The 15,973-nt window shown below is 68.5% G+C and carries 11 protein-coding genes and 1 pseudogene; 5 read left to right on the forward strand and 7 right to left on the reverse strand.

The genetic code is table 11. The annotated features are described in order from the left end of the window. The coding region (locus V6M46_RS08430) for a sugar ABC transporter ATP-binding protein (protein WP_332663725.1) at nt 1–1,259 on the reverse strand (1,259 nt) is incomplete at its 3' end. A gap of 131 nt (nt 1,260–1,390) precedes the next feature. Between V6M46_RS08430 and V6M46_RS08435 the strand changes: the two genes are divergently transcribed. Together V6M46_RS08435 and V6M46_RS08440 are read left to right on the forward strand one after the other, a co-directional pair. Next, entirely contained in the window at nt 1,391–2,401 is a 1,011-nt protein-coding gene (locus tag V6M46_RS08435) for a LacI family DNA-binding transcriptional regulator (protein ID WP_332663727.1), read from the forward strand. A 182-nt stretch (nt 2,402–2,583) separates the two neighbouring features. Continuing rightward, nucleotides 2,584–3,483: a hypothetical protein gene (locus V6M46_RS08440; RefSeq protein ID WP_332663729.1), complete on the forward strand. Its 900-nt coding sequence runs from the start codon at nt 2,584–2,586 to the stop codon at nt 3,481–3,483. A gap of 69 nt (nt 3,484–3,552) precedes the next feature. Here the strand turns inward: V6M46_RS08440 and V6M46_RS08445 are convergent, their stop codons facing one another. Beyond that, entirely contained in the window at nt 3,553–9,354 is a 5,802-nt protein-coding gene (locus tag V6M46_RS08445; protein WP_332663731.1) for a family 78 glycoside hydrolase catalytic domain, read from the reverse strand. A gap of 274 nt (nt 9,355–9,628) precedes the next feature. Between V6M46_RS08445 and V6M46_RS08450 the strand changes: the two genes are divergently transcribed. Then, on the forward strand, nt 9,629–9,832 hold the full coding sequence (locus tag V6M46_RS08450; protein WP_332663733.1) for a helix-turn-helix transcriptional regulator: 204 nt from the start codon (nt 9,629–9,631) through the stop codon (nt 9,830–9,832). Between the two features lie 26 nt (nt 9,833–9,858). On the opposite strand, the gene V6M46_RS08455 is transcribed toward V6M46_RS08450, so the two are convergent. Together V6M46_RS08455 and V6M46_RS08460 are read right to left on the reverse strand one after the other, a co-directional pair. Continuing rightward, nucleotides 9,859–10,785, reverse strand: a complete 927-nt coding sequence (locus V6M46_RS08455) for a Ppx/GppA phosphatase family protein (protein WP_332663735.1) — start codon at nt 10,783–10,785, stop codon at nt 9,859–9,861. A gap of 82 nt (nt 10,786–10,867) precedes the next feature. Further along, nucleotides 10,868–12,256 carry a cation:dicarboxylate symporter family transporter gene (locus tag V6M46_RS08460; RefSeq protein WP_332663737.1) on the reverse strand — a complete coding sequence of 463 codons (1,389 nt, stop codon included), beginning with the start codon at nt 12,254–12,256 and terminating at the stop codon, nt 10,868–10,870. Nucleotides 12,257–12,395: 139 nt separating this feature from the next. Here V6M46_RS08460 and V6M46_RS08465 point away from each other — a divergent pair, with 139 nt between their 5' ends. Beyond that, the gene (locus V6M46_RS08465) at nt 12,396–13,967 is read left to right on the forward strand and encodes a sensor histidine kinase (protein WP_332663739.1); all 1,572 of its coding nucleotides are present in this window, start codon (nt 12,396–12,398) and stop codon (nt 13,965–13,967) included. Next, nucleotides 13,964–14,650, forward strand: a complete 687-nt coding sequence (locus V6M46_RS08470; RefSeq protein WP_332663741.1) for a response regulator — start codon at nt 13,964–13,966, stop codon at nt 14,648–14,650. The genes V6M46_RS08465 and V6M46_RS08470 overlap by 4 nt, the downstream gene beginning before the upstream one ends. Here V6M46_RS08470 and V6M46_RS08475 read toward each other — a convergent pair. From V6M46_RS08475 to eno, 3 genes and pseudogenes are all read right to left on the reverse strand, one after another. Further along, nucleotides 14,640–15,140, reverse strand: a complete 501-nt coding sequence (locus V6M46_RS08475; RefSeq protein WP_332663742.1) for a DUF501 domain-containing protein — start codon at nt 15,138–15,140, stop codon at nt 14,640–14,642. The two genes, V6M46_RS08470 and V6M46_RS08475, sit on opposite strands and share 11 nt — an antisense overlap. Next, entirely contained in the window at nt 15,137–15,697 is a 561-nt protein-coding gene (locus V6M46_RS08480; protein ID WP_332663743.1) for an FtsB family cell division protein, read from the reverse strand. The genes V6M46_RS08475 and V6M46_RS08480 overlap by 4 nt, the downstream gene beginning before the upstream one ends. A gap of 5 nt (nt 15,698–15,702) precedes the next feature. Further along, a pseudogene (gene eno, locus V6M46_RS08485) lies at nt 15,703–15,973 on the reverse strand (phosphopyruvate hydratase); the annotation flags it as partial.

Raw genomic sequence — 15,973 nt, forward strand, 5'->3', positions numbered from 1 at the left:
AGCGACGGTTGCGTCGCGAGCCACTTGGCGATGACCACCTTCTGCTGGTTGCCGCCGCTCATCGTCGTCGCGTGCATGTCGAGCGCGTTGGTCTTGACCTCGAGGCGTCCCGCCCAGGGGCCGGCCGTACGCGTCTCGCTGCCGGTCGTCAGGAGGCCCCAGCGCGCGATGCGCGAACGGATCACCGCGGCGACGTTGTGCGCGACGGACGCTTCGGTGACCAGGCCCTGCTGGCGGCGATCCTCGGGGACGAATCCCATGCCGGCACGGATCGCGGCGCGCGGGTTGCGGGTTGGCACGGGCCTGCCGTTGAGCTCGACGGTGCCGGAGTCGTAGCCGTCGACGCCGAAGATCGCGCGGGCGATCTCGCTGCGTCCGGCGCCGACCAGCCCGGCGAGGGCGACGATCTCGCCGGATCGCACCTCGAAGCTGATGTCGTGGAAGATGCCTGCGGACTCGAGCCCCGTGACCGTGAGGACCGGCTCCCCGATCTCGGCCGGCGTCTTGGGGAACAGGTCGCCGACCTCGCGGCCGACCATCTTGGCGACGATCTGGCCGCTGGTGGTCTCGGCGATCGGGTCGGTCGAGATGTATTCGCCGTCGCGCATCACGGTGACGGTGTCGCACAGCGCGAAGACCTCGTCGAAGCGGTGCGAGATGAACACCAGCGCACGACCCTCGTCCCGCAGGCTGCGGGCGACGGCGAACAGTCGCTCGACCTCGACCCCGCTGAGGGCCGCGGTCGGCTCGTCCATGATCAGGACGCTGGCGTCGAGCGAGATGGCCTTGGCGATCTCGATGATCTGCTGGTCGGCGATCGACAGGCCCTCGGCGAGGCGCCTCGGGTCCAGGTGGACGCCCAGGCGCTTGAACAGGCCGAGCGCCTCGTCGTGCATGGCCTTGCGGTCGATGCGACGGCCGGGGCCGAGGGGCTGGCGGCCCATGAAGATGTTCTCGGTGACCGAGAGGTCCGGGAAGAGCGTGGGCTCCTGGTAGATCACGGCGATACCGGCGTCCTTGGACGCGGCCGTCGACGAGAAGTCGACGCTCTCACCGTGCAGGAGGAGCTCGCCGCCGTCGCGCTGATAGACGCCGGCGACGATCTTGACGAGGGTCGACTTGCCGGCGCCGTTCTCGCCCACGAGGGCGTGGATCGAGCCGGAGTGGACCGTGAGGCTCCCCGACCGAAGGGCGACGACCGGGCCGAACGACTTGCGCACCTGCACGAGTTGCAGGGCGACAGGACCGCTCGCGTTCATGGGGACTCCGTGTCTTCTCAGGGCTGACTTCGCGGCGCGATTAAATCGTTCCAATGCGCCTTTCCGGAACTGTATGACGGCGATCACAGTTCCGTCAACCCATTTCGTTAAATCGTGTTAACCTCCTCGTCATGGCCGTGGCTCAGGTTCGGGACGTTGCCGCTCTCGCGGGGGTTTCGCCTGCCACCGTGTCGAATGCGCTCAACCATCCCGCGAAGGTCTCCCCCGCGACGCTGGCGCGCATCCAGGCGGCGATCGACGAGCTGGGCTACATCCGCAACGATGCGGCCCGTCAGCTGCGCGCCGGCACCAACCGTGCGATCGGGATGATCGTGCTGGACATCGCCAACCCGTTCTTCACCGATGTCGCACGCGGCGTCGAGGACGTCCTGATCGCCGACGGCCGGCCGCTGATCCTCGGCAACAGCGCCCAGGAACCCACACGCGAGACGTCATACCTCGACCTGTTCGAGCAGCAGCGCATGAGCGGTGTCCTGATCACGCCGGTCGGCGACGTCATGGACCGCCTCCGCCGCCTGCGCGACCGCGGCACGAGCGTCGTGCTGGTCGACCGGATGAGCCGGGCCAAGGAGTTCTCGTCGGTCTCGATCGACGACAAGATGGGCGGACGCATCGCGACCGAGCACCTGCTCGACATGGGCCGCCGCAGGATCGGCTTCATCGGCGGCCCCGCGAGCCTGGCGCAGGTCAAGACCCGCCTCGCCGCCGCGCGAGCAGCGGTCGACAAGCACGGCTCGGGCGAGATCGTGTTCGTCGAGACCGAGACCATGAACGCGCAGGCCGGCCGCTGGGGCGCCGAGCAGCTGCTCGAGCTGCCCCGCGAGGAGCGACCGGATGCGGTCTTCGCCGCCAACGACCTGGTGGCGCTCGGCGTCCTGCAGGCGCTCACGCTCGCCGGCGTACGCGTGCCGGATGACATCGCGATCATCGGCTACGACGACATCGAGTTCGCCGCCTCGGCCGCGATCCCGCTGTCGTCCGTACGCCAGCCTGCTCAGCAGCTCGGTTCGGCGGCAGCGACCCTGCTGCTCGACGTGATCGCCGACCCCGCCGGATCGAAGGTCAAGCACACGACCCTCAAGCCCGAGCTCGTGATCCGCCGCTCCACCGCCGGCGCCTGAGGGACGAGAGAATCTGGTTTCGTCCGGTCGAGCGCTGTCCGACCGGAGAATCTGGTTTTGTCCGGTTATGGTCGGGCAAAACCAGATTCTCCGGTCCTCCACAGGGACTCGGGCGCCATCGGGCGTCCACAGCCGGGGCGACGGAGTCGAACGCTGACGGTTGAGGCACGCACCGTGGGCTGATGCCTGTCCTGATCACTTCAGCCCTGCCCGCCTGGGTGCGAGACCAGCAGGGTGTCCTCACCCGCGCTCAGGCACTCCAGCTCGTCACCCGGCACCAGCTCTACACCCTCGTCGGCTCCGGTCGATGGCAGAACCCGGCTCGCGGGGTCTTCGTGGCCCACAACGGTGAGCTGACCTCGAGCCAGCGTGACTGGGTCGCTCTCCTCGCCCTCCCACCAGGCTCGGTGCTGGGCGGCCTGACGGCGCTGAAGTACGACAACTTCACCGCCTTTCGTGCCGACAAGCCCATCGTGATCGCGCCCATGGGCGCCTCGCCGATCAGGTACGACGATCTGACCATGCACTGGTCGAAGTTCCTCGACAACCGCGACGTCCATCCCCTGCGGCGGCCGCTACGAACCCGGCCGGCGCGGAGCGTGCTCGACGCAGCGTCATGGACCACGGAGGAGAAGCGCGCCCGCGAGATCGTGCTCGCGGCGGCACAGCACGGTGTCGTCCATACCCGTCAGCTGCGGGAAGCCCTCGCCCGCCGCGGCGCCTGTCGACATCGCGCCCTGATCGTCGAGTCCTACCTCGACGCGTGGGGCGGCATCCAGTCGTTGCCCGAACGAGACTTTGACCAGATCCGCCTCGAGATGCGGCTGCCCCGCCCCGAGCGACAGGCCATCGTCCGACGCCGCGACGGACGCTACTACCTCGACGTCTGGTGGAGGGCGTTCAACCTCGCCTGCGAGATCCACGGGATTCCGCACATGGAAGTCGAGCAGTGGGACGGCGACCTCCTGCGACTCAACGAGGTCACGATCGACGGGCGGCGCACACTCATCTTCAGCTCGTACGCCATCCGTCGCCAGCGTGAGGTCGTCAAGGACCAGCTGCGCCGCTCCACCGCCCGGTGACCTCCCAGGGACCGGAGAATCTGGTCTTGTCCGATCATGACCGGACAAAACCAGATTCTCCTGTCCGACCTACCGCACCCGGATGTGGCGGACCGTCGAGGTCGAGCCGTACACCGACGAGCTGCCGGCGTAGACGACCTTGAGCGACCGCAGACCCTTGGTGCGCATCGTCACCGAGTACGTCACCTTGCCGGTCGAGGACAGCGTCAGGGTCTTGACCCGCTTGCCGTTCTCGTAGATCCGCACCGTGCCCCGTGGCGTTGCCGTGGTCGACGAGACCGCGATCGACAGCCGGACCTTCTGGTACTTCCGCACAGACGTGTCGGAGTAGCCGACGCTGACCTTGGACTTGGCCCTCGTGACCTTCGCGGTCTGCGCCGACGTCGAGGTGGCCGGCGTCTTGCCGTCCTTGCTTGCCGTAACCCTGACGGAGAGGCGGTGACCGATGTCCGACGACCCGATCCTGTACGTCGTCGCGGTCCGACCCGTCACGACCTTGCCGTCGCGCAGCCACTGATACGCATACGTCAGGCCCTTGGTGTTCCAAGAGCCGGTCGTCGCCGTCAGCGTCGACCCGTAGGTCGCCGTCCCGACGACCTGCGGAGCAATGATCGCCTCGATGACATCCACATCGGCCAGGTCGACGTTCGTGGTGCGCAGCGGCTCGGGGTTGCCCGCGACGTCGGTCGAGAAGTAGTCGACCGTGTGGACGCCATAGCCCTCCACGACCGGCTCCTCGTCGGCGAGCACCTTCCAGGCGCCGCCGTCGATCCGGTACGTCGTTGAGGCGACCCCGCTCAGGGAGTCCTGAGCCGTGAGCTTCAGCGTGGCCCTGTCGGAGTTGTCGACGCCCGATCCGCGGGTGACGGCCAGCTGGGTGCCGGGGGCCGTGCCGTCGATCCAGACCGCCACCTTCTGCTCGCCCGTCGAGTTCCCGGCAGCATCCTTGGCCCGGTACGACAGCGAGTGCTTGCCGTCACCGCTGACCGGCACCGGGGCGACATACGGCTGCCAGCCCGACGACTCGCCGGTCTCGATCGCCGGAGCGCCACCGCGGTTGTCGACGGCCTTGACCGCGACGGTCGCGTCGCCGCGATACCAGCCGTTGTCGCCAGGCGCCGCAGGGCTGGTCACCGAGGCCGAGGCCAGCGGTGCAAGCGTGTCATCCGGTACCGGCAGTACCCAGCTGTCAGCGATCGACGGGTCGTAGTAACCCGACGCGTCGAGCGGGAACTCGTACTTGATGCGCACCGTCCCGTCGCTCGTGGCGGCGATCGCCGCCGGATCGTCGATGACGATCTGATACGTCTTGGCGCTCTGGCCGGAAACCGTCTGCTTCAGCACGTACGTCTTGACGAGGGTGTCGTCGACGTAGATGTTGTACTTCTTGGTCTTCGCGCCGTCGAACGTCTCCCGGTTGCGGAGCATGAACGGCTCGCCGACAGTCACCTGATACTCCGCGGAGAACCACGAGCCGGGGTAGTTCGTGTGCGCGTAGCGCCGCGTCAGGCCGGCCTCGGTGTTGGTCCCGCTGTTCGGCGCGGCCATGATGCCGTGAGCCGTCTCGGACGTGCTGTCGCCGAAGTCGATGAAGTCCGTCGCCTCCTGCGTCGGCGGCGTCGCCAGGTCGACTCCGAGCGCGCCGTCCTTCGTCGCGAGGATCACGCCCTGGTCGACGAAGTCGACCGTGACGGACTGGTCTCCCCCCACAGTCTCCAGGCCGACGAACAGCGGCAGCGTGACCTCCTGGGTGGCACCGGGCTCGACCGTGACCCGCTCGGAGTCCGGCGGTGTGGTCCAGCCGTCAGGCAGGTCGGCCGTGACCTGTCCCGAGACCGCGGCGTCGCCGTCGTTCTTGACCGTCGCCTTGAGGGTCGCGCGTTCCTCGGTGCCGTCGACCGGGTGCTCTGACGTCACACCCGTGATCTCGACACCCGAGTCGACCGACACCCACGGCGTCGCGTCCGTCAGCGTGAACGTGCCGTAGGAGCTCGTGAACGTCAGGTCGACGGAGGCGTCGTACGTTCCCGGCTTCTGGTGCTTGGGCACCTCGACCGTGAACGGCAGCTGGGCCTGGTCGCCCGCGGCGAGCGCGTCCCGCTCGGTCGTCGTGGGATCGACCTTCCAGTCCTCGACGCCGACCTTGGCCTTCAGATCGCTGAGGGCGACATCACCGCCGTTCGCGACCTCGATCGTGCCGGCAACCGTGGCGCCGGGCTGGGTCGGCTCGGCGACGGGTGGGATGACGACCGACACGCCGAGGCTGCTGGCGATCGCCGCGCCGAACATCGACTCGATCTTCTCCAGCCGCTTGGTCAAGTCACCCCGCACGGGTCCGTCGATCGCCGATCCGGCCACCCACGTCTTGAGGTCGCGGATCGAGGCGAGGGCGTCGCTGAGGTGCTGCGAGACGCCACCCTTGTCGCCGGTCAGGTCCGCAGCGAGCGCATCCTCGACATCGCCCTTGGCGGCGGCGAGCGCATCACCGATGTGCGTACGCGCCTCGTCCGAAAGGTCGCCTGCCGCCGCGAGGTCACCGGCATGGTCGTCGGTCTTCTGGATCTCGTCCAGGATGTCGCCGAACATCGCGCGTTGCGCGTCGGCATGGAACGAGTAGGTGCCCGAGCCGACCGTGAAGGTCGCGACGCCGTCGGCGAACGAGACGTCGCTGACACCGTCCGCGTCGGCGAGGGCTGTGCCGCCCTCCGTGACCGACACCAGGTTTGCCGCCGGGATGCTCACGGTCGAGGTCGTGTTGACCGGGACCTCGATGTCGAGCATGACGTCGTCGCCCTCGGTCTTCCAGTCCGACGAGATCGTTCCGTAGACCGACTCGTACGTGCCGTGGCCGTGAGTCAGTCCGCCACCGATGACCGGGGCGATCCTCGACTTCTTGTAGCCGGCCTTGACCGCCGAGATACCACCGATGTTCTGGTACATCCAGTCGCCGACCGCGCCGTACGCGTAGTGGTTGAACGAGTTCATGGCCTCGTCACCGAAGCTGCCGTCGGGGCCGATCGAGTTCCACCGCTCCCACATCGTGGTGGCGCCGTTCTCGATCTCGTAGCCCCACGACGGGTAGTCCTTCTTGAGGATCATCGTGTAGGCGATGTCCGACCGGTCGATGCTGGTCAGCGCGGGCAGGAGCCACGGCGTGCCCAGGAAGCCGGTCGTGAGGTGGTTGTCGCTCGCCTTGAGCTTCGCGACGAACTTGGCGCCGACCTTCTCGCGCAGCGCCGGGTCGGTCACGAGGTTCATGCCGAGCGCCATCGCGTACGCCGTCTGGCTGTTGCCGTTGACCGTGCCGTCGCTCGCGATCAGCTCGGCGGTGAACGCCTCACGGATGTCCTCCGACAGTGCGGCGTACGCAGCCGCATCGGCATCCTCGCCGATCGCCGCGGCCATCTCCGAGAGCATCCGGGCATCCTCGGCGTAGTACGCCGTGCCGAGCACGTCGGTGCCCGTGTTGTCGTCGAGGTTGAGCCAGTCGTTCCAGTTGCCGCGGGCCGAGTCGATCAGGTCGGCGCCTGCCCCGGTCTTCACGAAGCCGAAGAACTTCTGCATCGCGGCGTAGTTCTGCCGCACGATCCTGGTGTCGCCCTGGGCGTGCCACGCCGCGTACGGCACTGTGATGCCGGCGTCGGACCAGCCGAGGCCGGCCCCGAGGTCGATCGTCGGGACGGACGGAGCGATGCCCGGCAGGTTGCCGTTGGCGTACGCGGAGTCGCGCAGGTCCTGCGTCCACTTCTGGAGGAACGAACGCGTGTCCCGCAGGTAGCTCGCGGTCGGCGCGAAGACGTTGATGTCGCCGGTCCAGCCGAGCCGCTCGTCACGGGCCGGGGTGTCGGTCGGGATCGACAAGAAGTTGCCGCGCTGGCCCCAGGAGATGTTGCTCTGCAGCTGGTTCAGCATCGGGTCCGAGGTCTCCAGGTCGCCCGTGGCCTTCATGTCCGAGCCCCACACGACACCCGTCACGTCGTCGAGCTCGGGAGCGACGGAGGCGCCGGAGATCTCGATGTAGCGGAAACCGTGCTGGGTGAACTTGGGTGTGTAGACGACCGTGCCGGTGGTCTTGAACGTGTAGTAGTCGGTGACCTTCGCCGCACGCAGGTTGCCGACGTAGAACCGGCCGTCGTCGTAGAGCTCTTCGGCGTACCGGAACCTGACGGTCTGGCCGGCGACGCCCTGGATCCGCATCCTCGCGACACCGACCATGTTCTGGCCCAAGTCGTAGATGTAGCCGTTGGTGACACCGGGCGAGGTCGTGCGATCCAGCGCGGGACGCTCACCGGTCACCCGGACGGGCTCGTCCGTCTGGGGCTCGAGCTTCGGGGTGTCGGTCGCGGCACCCACGGTCACCGGGGTCCAGCCGGCGTCGTCGTAGTTGGGCACGTCCCAGCCCGGCTGCTCGGCACGGGCGTCGTACGTCTCGCCGTCGATGTTGTCGGCGGCGGCGTAGGGGCCGGAGTGACTCTTCCAGGTGTTGTCGGACTTGATGACCTGGCTGGTGCCATCGGTGTAGTCGATGCGCAGCTGGGCGATCAGGCCGAGCGTGTTGCTGTACATGCCCGGGCCCCACATGCCGACCTTGCCGGCCCACCAGCCATCGCCGAGCTCGGCGCCGATCGCGTTGGCGCCATTGTTGACCTGGTCCGTCACGTCGTACGTCTGGACCTGGATGCGCTTCTTGTAGTCGGTCCAGCCCGGCGCGAGGAACTGGTCGCCGACCGTCTCGCCGTTGAGCTGCAGCTCGTACACGCCGTGGGCCGACGCGTAGACGCGAGCCGACTTGATGGTCTTGCCATCCTGCGTCGCGAATTCCTTGCGCAGCAGTGGCTTGTTGGAGTCGGCGGTGCGCAGCAGGATGTCCTTGCGACCGCCGATGCGCAGGCCCTCGTCGGTCACGGTGCCGCCGTTGAACGGGTTGCCGGCGGAGAAGTCGGTGTCGAGCAGCACGTTGCCCGTCTTGGCGGTCACCTTGACGGCCTTGACGTCCGCGGTCTCATCGACGTTGTTGGCGAAGTCCTGGCGGAAGCCGATGAAGCCCTTGGCGAAGCTCGCATCCGCACGCTGGTCGATCTGGGTGCCGTCGAGCTTCGTCGTGATGGTGCTGCCGTCGACCGTGATCGACAGGCGGTGCGTGCCCTCAAGGAGCTCCGCCGAGGTGATACCCGCGATCGGCAGGTTGCCGAGCAGCGCATAGCCGCCGTTGACGCGCTTGTGGGGGCGGAACTTGGGGACGTCGGTGCCGTCGGCCGTCGAGATCTGCCACATGTACGCGTTGCTCGTGTCGGCTGCCCGGATGAACACACCGATCGCCAGGTCCTTGATGTCAAAGTCGATGTCGGCGGTGTAGTCGGTCCACTTGTCGATCTCGCCGCCGGCCCCCTTGCCGATCCAGTCGCCGGTCCATTCTCCGGCGGTGAGGATGCCGGTCTCGAACCAGCTGGGCTCGCTCCACTCGCTGGCCTGGCCGTCACCGTCCCAGACCTTGACCTGCCAGAAGTAGCGGGTCTGTGACGCGAGGTCGGGACCGCCGTACGTCACGTCGACCTGGTTCGCGGACTCCACCTTGCCCGACGACCAGACGTCATCGGACCCCTCGCTTGTGCCGACGCGCACCTCATATGCGCTCTGCACGACGCCTCGGGCGCTGGACGTGGACTTCCAGCTGAGCGTCGGGTCGGCTCCCGGGATGCCGAGAGGCTTGGTCCTGGCGTTGGTCTGCAGGCCGCCGACCGTGAGCCCGTCGGCGGCAGTGGCGCTACCGGCACCGGCGAGCAGCGTCGTGCCGACCAGGACGACAGACACCACGAGGCCGAGAAGACGGCGGAAGGCGGACCGGGGAGCGGCCGAAGAGGACTGGAGCATGACGGGCATCCATTCATTGAAACGATTTAATCGACGTGACCGGGCTCACGCTACCCACGGGTTACTAAGCCTGACAAGAGCCGTTGCTGCTACGGCACCCGCCGACGTCATCCGGAACTGCGACATTTGCCCGAGAATCCGGGGAGGCCGACATGCCCTGGAATGACCGGTCCCGGCCAGCGGTTGAAGTGATTGAATCGTTTTAGTATCGTGCGCAACACCATGTGATGCGCCTCACTCGGGGCGAGGAGCTCGTACGTGTGAAGGGGGACCGATGGCTCGGGCCGCTCAACTCGACGACGGCGACCTGGGAGTGCTGCGGCTCCTCGGCCGCGGCCTCACGACCGACGCCATTGCCCGGGAGCTCGGCGTTTCCGAGCGAACTCTGCGCCGCCGCGTCCGGCTCATCTGTGACCGGCTCGGCGTCAAGACACCCATCGAGGCGGTCGTCCTGGCCGCGAGGAGTCGCCTGATCTGACCGCACCGATCCCACCCGGCGAGTCGTCAGACCCGCACGATGTCCCAGGCGATGCCGTCGAGGATGTCGTGCTCGCTGGCAACCATCGTGTCGGTCGACAGCGGGACGAGGTCGATCAGCCGGTCGAGGATCAAGGCACCGGCCCCGATCACGTCTGCGCGGCCGGGATGCATGAACGGCAGGGCGCGACGATCGGCGACCGACATGCGTACGAGCGACAGACAGGCCGCGCGCACATCGTCCAGAGCGAGCTTGGCGCCATGGATGGTCGCGGCGTCGTACGAGGGCAGGGCGAGCGAGTGCGCCGCCACGGTCGTGATCGTGCCCGCCACGCCGACGAAGGAGCCGACCGGGTCGAGGTGGCCGACGACGGGTGCCAGGATCCCGTCGAGGTAGTGCATGCACGCCGTCACCTCGGCGACCGACGCCGGATCGCTGGACAGGAACCGCTCGGTCAGGCGTACCGAGCCGACGTCCAGCGACACGGACCACTCGATGTCCTCACCGGTGCCGACGACGAGCTCGGTCGATCCTCCGCCGATGTCGACCACGAGCGTGCGGACCCGCTCGAGGTCGCGCGTCGCGCCCAGGAACGACGCGCGGGCCTCGTCGAGTCCGGCCAGCACGACCGGGCGCACACCCAGGATGCCCTCGATGGCGTCCTCGAAGTCGGCGGCGTTGTCGGCGTCACGCACGGCAGAGGTCGCGCAGAACCGAACCTCAGTGGCGCCGAACATCGCGATCAGCTCGGCGTATGCGCGCGTCGCCTGCAGCGTACGGTCGATGGCCTCCTGGGCAAGATGTCCCGTCTCATCGACGCCGGCACCCAGCCGGACAATACGCATCTCGCGTACCAGGTCGACCTTGTGGTCTTCGCCGACATCGCTGACCAGAAGACGGATCGAGTTGGTGCCGCAGTCGATCGCGGCCACGCGTGTGCGCTGATCAAGCATGCGACGAGCGTATCGGCACGTCATACGGCAAGGACGGGGCTCCCGGAATCATCCGGGAGCCCCGTCTCCGGGTGGTGATCGATCAGACCCTGGCGGGGATGCGCGGCGCCGCCTCGGCACCGTCCACCTCGGCCGCGACGGGCGCAGACTCCGCCACGGCCTCGTGGTCGTCGATCATCTTCGCCTCGTCGAACGGGCTGTCGCCGGACAGCGTCCGGTCGAGCTGCGGCCGGTCGAGCGTGTTGGTCCACGAGGCGACGAGCAGCGTGGCGACGGCGTTGCCGGCGAAGTTGGTGACGGCGCGCGCCTCCGACATGAACCGGTCGATGCCGACGATGAGGCCGACACCGTCGAGCAGCTCAGGACGGTGCGAGCTGAGGCCGCCGGCCAGCGTGGCCATACCGGCTCCGGTGACTCCCGCGGCGCCCTTCGACGCGATCATCATGAACAGCAGCAGCGAGATCTGCTCCCCGATCGACAGCGGGCTGCCCATGGCCTCGGCGATGAACAGCGACGCCATCGTCAGGTAGATCATCGTGCCGTCGAGGTTGAACGAGTATCCGGTCGGGACGACGACGCCCACGGTCTGCTGCGAGACGCCGGCGTGCTCCATCTTGGCGATGAGTCGCGGCAGCGCCGACTCCGACGAGGAGGTCGAGAAGATCAGCAGGAACTCACGGCCGAGGTACTTGAGCAGCGAGAACAGGTTGATGCCCGTCGCGACCTTCAGGAGCGCGGCGAGGATGACGAACACGAACACGGCGCAGGTCGTGTAGAAGCCGATCATGATGACGGCGAGCGCCTTGAGCGCGTCGACACCGGTCTCGCCGACGACACCGGCGATGGCGCCGAACGCGCCGATCGGGGCGGCCCACATGATCATCGCGAGGATGCGGAAGACGACCTTCTGGAGGTGACCGATGCCGGTCAGGACCGGCTGGCCGGCCGAGCCCATCGCCTGGAGCGCGAAGCCGAACAGCAGGGCGACGAGCAGCGTCTGGAGGATCATTCCCGAGGTCAGCGACGAGGCCAGCGTGTCGGGGATGATGTGCAGGAGGAAGTCGGTCGTCGACTGCGCCTCGGTCGAGACCTGCTCGCTTCCGGCAGCTGCCACGTCCGGCGTGATCTTGAGGCCGTCACCCGGCTTCAGGATGTTGCCGACCAGCAGGCCGATGCTGAGCGCGACGAACGACATCGTCACGAAGTAGCCGAGGGCGAGGCCGCCGACCTTGCCGACCTGGGAGGCCTTGGCCACCGAGCCGACGCCGAGGACAAGGGTGCAGAAGATGACTGGCGCGATCATCATCTTGATGAGCGAGACGAAGCCCGTGCCGATCGGCTTGAGCTCCACCGCCACGTCCGGCGCGGCGAGGCCGAGCGTGGCTCCCGCGATGACGGCGCCGATGACGGCGAGATACAGGTAGTGGGTGCGGTCCTTGCGGGCCGGCGTACGCATCGCATTCGATGACATGAGTCCTCCTGGACGGTGAGGGGTTGCGTCATCAGGATGGGTCCGCGTGTGACCCCGCTCACCGTTGTGTTCGTAAAGTTCGTGACCGCCGTCACAACACCGGGTCGGACCACGGCCCGTCATCGTGGAGAATGCGGGGGTGGCCCGGGATCGCGGACGTACCGTCGCACGGCAGATGCTGGTGTGGCAGCTGCTCGTGGTGCTGGTCGTCGTCGTGGGCGGGACGGGCCTGGCCTGGTTCGACGCCCGGCAGGACAGCCGGGCCGACGCCCGCGCGCAGACCCTCGACGTGTCTCTCGCGGTCGCCGCGTCCCCCACCGTCATCCAGGCGCTCGACGACCCTGACCCGAGCAAGGTGCTGCAGCCGTACGCCGAACGCGTCCGCAAGGCGACCGGCACCGACTTCGTGGTCGTCATGAACACGTCGGGCATCCGCTATTCGCACCCCACGCCCGGCAACATCGGCAAGAAGTTCATCGGTCACATCGACGAGGCGCTGGCCGGGCGGAGGTTCACCGAGGACTTCACCGGCACCCTCGGTCCGTCCGTGCGCGCCGTGGTCCCGATCGAGGACGACGGGGAGGTACGCGGGCTGGTCTCCGTCGGCATCACGACCGAGCGGGTCAACGACGAGGTGCTCTCGGTCCTGCCGCGCATCGTCGCCGCAGCCGTGGGAATCGGGCTGCTGGGTGCCGTCGGCGCCGGGCTGGCCAACCGCCGGCTGCGCCGGCAGACCCATGGTCTCGGCGAGCAGGAGATCACCAGGATGTACGAGTACTACGACGCCGTGCTGCGCGCCGTGCGCGAAGGACTCCTGCTGCTGGACCCCGCGGGCCGCCTGACGCTGATGAACGACGAGGCCGCACGTCTGCTGGGCCTCGACACCTCGTCGGTGGGCTCCACGGTCGACCGCCTCGGCCTCGAGCCGACGCTGGTGGCCGAGCTGACGTCGGGCCGTTCGCTGCAGGACGCCGTGCACGTCGTCGGCGACCGCGTGCTGGTCGTCAACCAGGCGCCGGCGCACTGGGAGGGTCGCGACGTCGGCTCGGTCGTGACCCTGCGCGACCGCACCGAGCTGCAGAGCGTCACGGCCGAGCTCGACACGGTCCGCGGCCTGGCCGAGGCACTGCGCGCGCAGAACCACGAGTCGTCCAACCGCATGCACACGATGGTGTCCCTGATCGAGATCGGCCGGGCGCAGGAGGCGATCGACTTCGCGACCCGCGAGCTCGACGTCGCCCGACGGCTCACCGACCGGATGGTCGAGTCGATCGACGAGCCGGTCATCGCTGCCCTGCTGCTCGGCAAGAGCGCGCAGGCCGCCGAGCGCGGCGTCACCCTGACGATCGAGCCGGCGACCAGCGTGTCGGGCCTCGCCACGACGGCGCACGAGGCCGTGACGATCCTCGGCAACCTGATCGACAACGCGATCGACGCGGCCCAGTCGTCCGACGACCGCCAGGTCTCCGTCACGATCACCTCCACGACGAGCCTGCTGCACGTACGCGTCGAGGACAGCGGCCCCGGCGTCGAGCCGCAGGACCGCGAGACGGTGTTCGTCCGCGGCTGGTCGACCAAGGCCGACGACGGCAGCGGGCGCGGGATCGGCCTGGCGCTGGTCGGCCAGCTCGTACGCCGGCACGGTGGCGAGGCCACGATCGGCGAGAGCCCGCTCGGCGGAGCGGCCTTCGACATCAGGATCGGCTCATGAGGAAGATCCGGGTGCTGATCGTCGAGGACGAGGCGATCGCCGCGCAGGCCCACCGGGCGTACGTCGAGCGGATGCGCGAGTTCGAGGTGGTCGAGGTTGCCGAGTCGTTCCAGGAGGCGGCCCGGGTGCTGGGCAGCCGGCCGGTCGACCTGGTGCTGCTCGACATGCACCTGCCCGACGGCCACGGCCTCGACCTGTTGCGCCAGCTCCGCGCGACGGGCCGCCCGTACGACGTCATCGCGGTGACGTCGGCGCGCGACGTCGACGTCGTACGCCAGTCGGTGTCGCAGGGCGTCGTGGCGTACCTGCTCAAGCCGTTCACGTTCGCGATGTTCGAGGCCAAGCTGCGCCAGTACGCCGCCTTCCGGCGCACCCTCGAGGCCGGCGACGAGTCGATCGACCAGCGCGGCGTGGACGCCGTGTTCGGCGCGATGCGGCCCGCTCCCGAGGACGAGGTGCTGCCCAAGGGGCTCAGCGCCGAGACGCTCGAGGCCGTGCGCACCACGCTCGCGGAGGCGGAGAACGGGCTCACCGCGGGCGAGGTCGCCGAGCTGATCGGCTCGTCACGCGTGACCGCCCGACGCTATCTGGAGCACCTCGCGGACCTCGGTCAGTCGGCGCGGGCGACCCGATACGGCGGCACCGGCCGTCCGCACGTGGAGTATCGCGCCGTCAGGTCGTGACGGGAGCGGGACCGCAGGAGTTGCCGGTCCACCAGTCGCCGAGCAGCTCGAGCGCCTCGTCACCCAGCGGGTTGACTCCGGGGCCCTTGGCGAGGGAATGGCCGACCAGCACGTGCAGGCACTTCACCCGGGTCGGCATGCCGCCGGCGGTGATGCCGTCGATCTCGGGCACGTGGGCGATCGCCTCCCGCTCGGCAAGATATTCCTCGTGAGCGCGGGCGTAGGCGGCCGCCAGCTCCTCGTCCTCGGCGAGCCGGTCGCTCATCTCCTTCATGAGCCCTGAGGCCTCGAGGGTGCCGATCTCGCCGGCAAGCCGGTCGCACGTCAGGTAGAACATCGTCGGGAACGGTGTGCCGTCGTCGAGCCGCGGCTCGGTCTTGACGACGTTGGGGTGGCCCGACGGGCACCGGGACACGACCTCGAGGATGCCTCTGGGCGTACGGCCGAGCTGCTCGGCGACCGCGTCCAGGTCGGCTTGGTCGACACTCACTTCTTCTTCAGCACCTTGTCCGGATCGGTTGTGGGCTCGGCCGCCTTGGGGGTCTTGCCGGACTCCTTGACGCTGCCCCACAGCTTGTCGTACCACTCGGTCGTGGTCGTCGTGGTCGGCGGCGCGTCCAACGTCGGCACATCGCCCTTGACGGTGCCGTCGCTGCCGATGACCCGGTAGCCGACCTCGCCCGGGGTGACCCAGCCGAAGCGCTCCTTGGCCTGCTGCTTGACGTACGCCGGGTCGTCCCAGCGGGCCTTCTGGTCCTTGAGCGCGACGATCTGCTGCTGCTTCATGACGATCTCGGCCTTGGTCGCCTGGATGTCGGCGCGCTGCTCCCACCACGCGTGCAGCGTGGAGGTGTAGGACGCGATGAGCAGCAGCACGACGGACAGCAGCACGATCGCCCGCGTCGTGAGCTGGGGACCCGTGCCCGCGCTCGGCGTCGCGACCTTGGGCGTACGGTTGCGCGCCGCCCCGCGCGCCCCACGCTCGATCGGACGCCGCCCGCGATCGGGCGGCCTCCGGCCGGGGCCACGTGGGGGACGCGAGGCCATGGGTCCTAGAGCGCCAGCCGCGGGAAGGCGGAGGCGCCGGCGTAGGACGCGGAGGACCCGAGGGCCTCCTCGATGCGCAGCAGCTGGTTGTACTTGGCAACACGGTCGGAACGAGCCGGGGCGCCGGTCTTGATCTGGCCGCAGTTGGTCGCCACCGCGAGGTCGGCGATCGTGGTGTCCTCGGTCTCGCCCGAGCGGTGGCTCATCATGCAGGCGAAGCCGTGACGGTGCGCGAGATCGACCGAGTCGAGCGTCTCGGTGAGCGAGCCGATCTGG

This window comes from Aeromicrobium sp. (assembly GCF_036676885.1).
Taxonomy (GTDB): domain Bacteria; phylum Actinomycetota; class Actinomycetes; order Propionibacteriales; family Nocardioidaceae; genus Aeromicrobium.

What these genes read in the sequence shown, in the direction of transcription:
- V6M46_RS08435 (WP_332663727.1), top strand. Translation starts at nt 1,391, where the DNA reads ATGGCCGTGGCTCAGGTTCGGGACGTTGCCGCTCTCGCGGGGGTTTCG.
- V6M46_RS08440 (WP_332663729.1), top strand. Translation starts at nt 2,584, where the DNA reads ATGCCTGTCCTGATCACTTCAGCCCTGCCCGCCTGGGTGCGAGACCAG.
- V6M46_RS08445 (WP_332663731.1), bottom strand. Translation starts at nt 9,354, where the DNA reads ATGCTCCAGTCCTCTTCGGCCGCTCCCCGGTCCGCCTTCCGCCGTCTT.
- V6M46_RS08450 (WP_332663733.1), top strand. Translation starts at nt 9,629, where the DNA reads ATGGCTCGGGCCGCTCAACTCGACGACGGCGACCTGGGAGTGCTGCGG.
- V6M46_RS08455 (WP_332663735.1), bottom strand. Translation starts at nt 10,785, where the DNA reads ATGCTTGATCAGCGCACACGCGTGGCCGCGATCGACTGCGGCACCAAC.
- V6M46_RS08460 (WP_332663737.1), bottom strand. Translation starts at nt 12,256, where the DNA reads ATGTCATCGAATGCGATGCGTACGCCGGCCCGCAAGGACCGCACCCAC.
- V6M46_RS08470 (WP_332663741.1), top strand. Translation starts at nt 13,964, where the DNA reads ATGAGGAAGATCCGGGTGCTGATCGTCGAGGACGAGGCGATCGCCGCG.
- V6M46_RS08480 (WP_332663743.1), bottom strand. Translation starts at nt 15,697, where the DNA reads ATGGCCTCGCGTCCCCCACGTGGCCCCGGCCGGAGGCCGCCCGATCGC.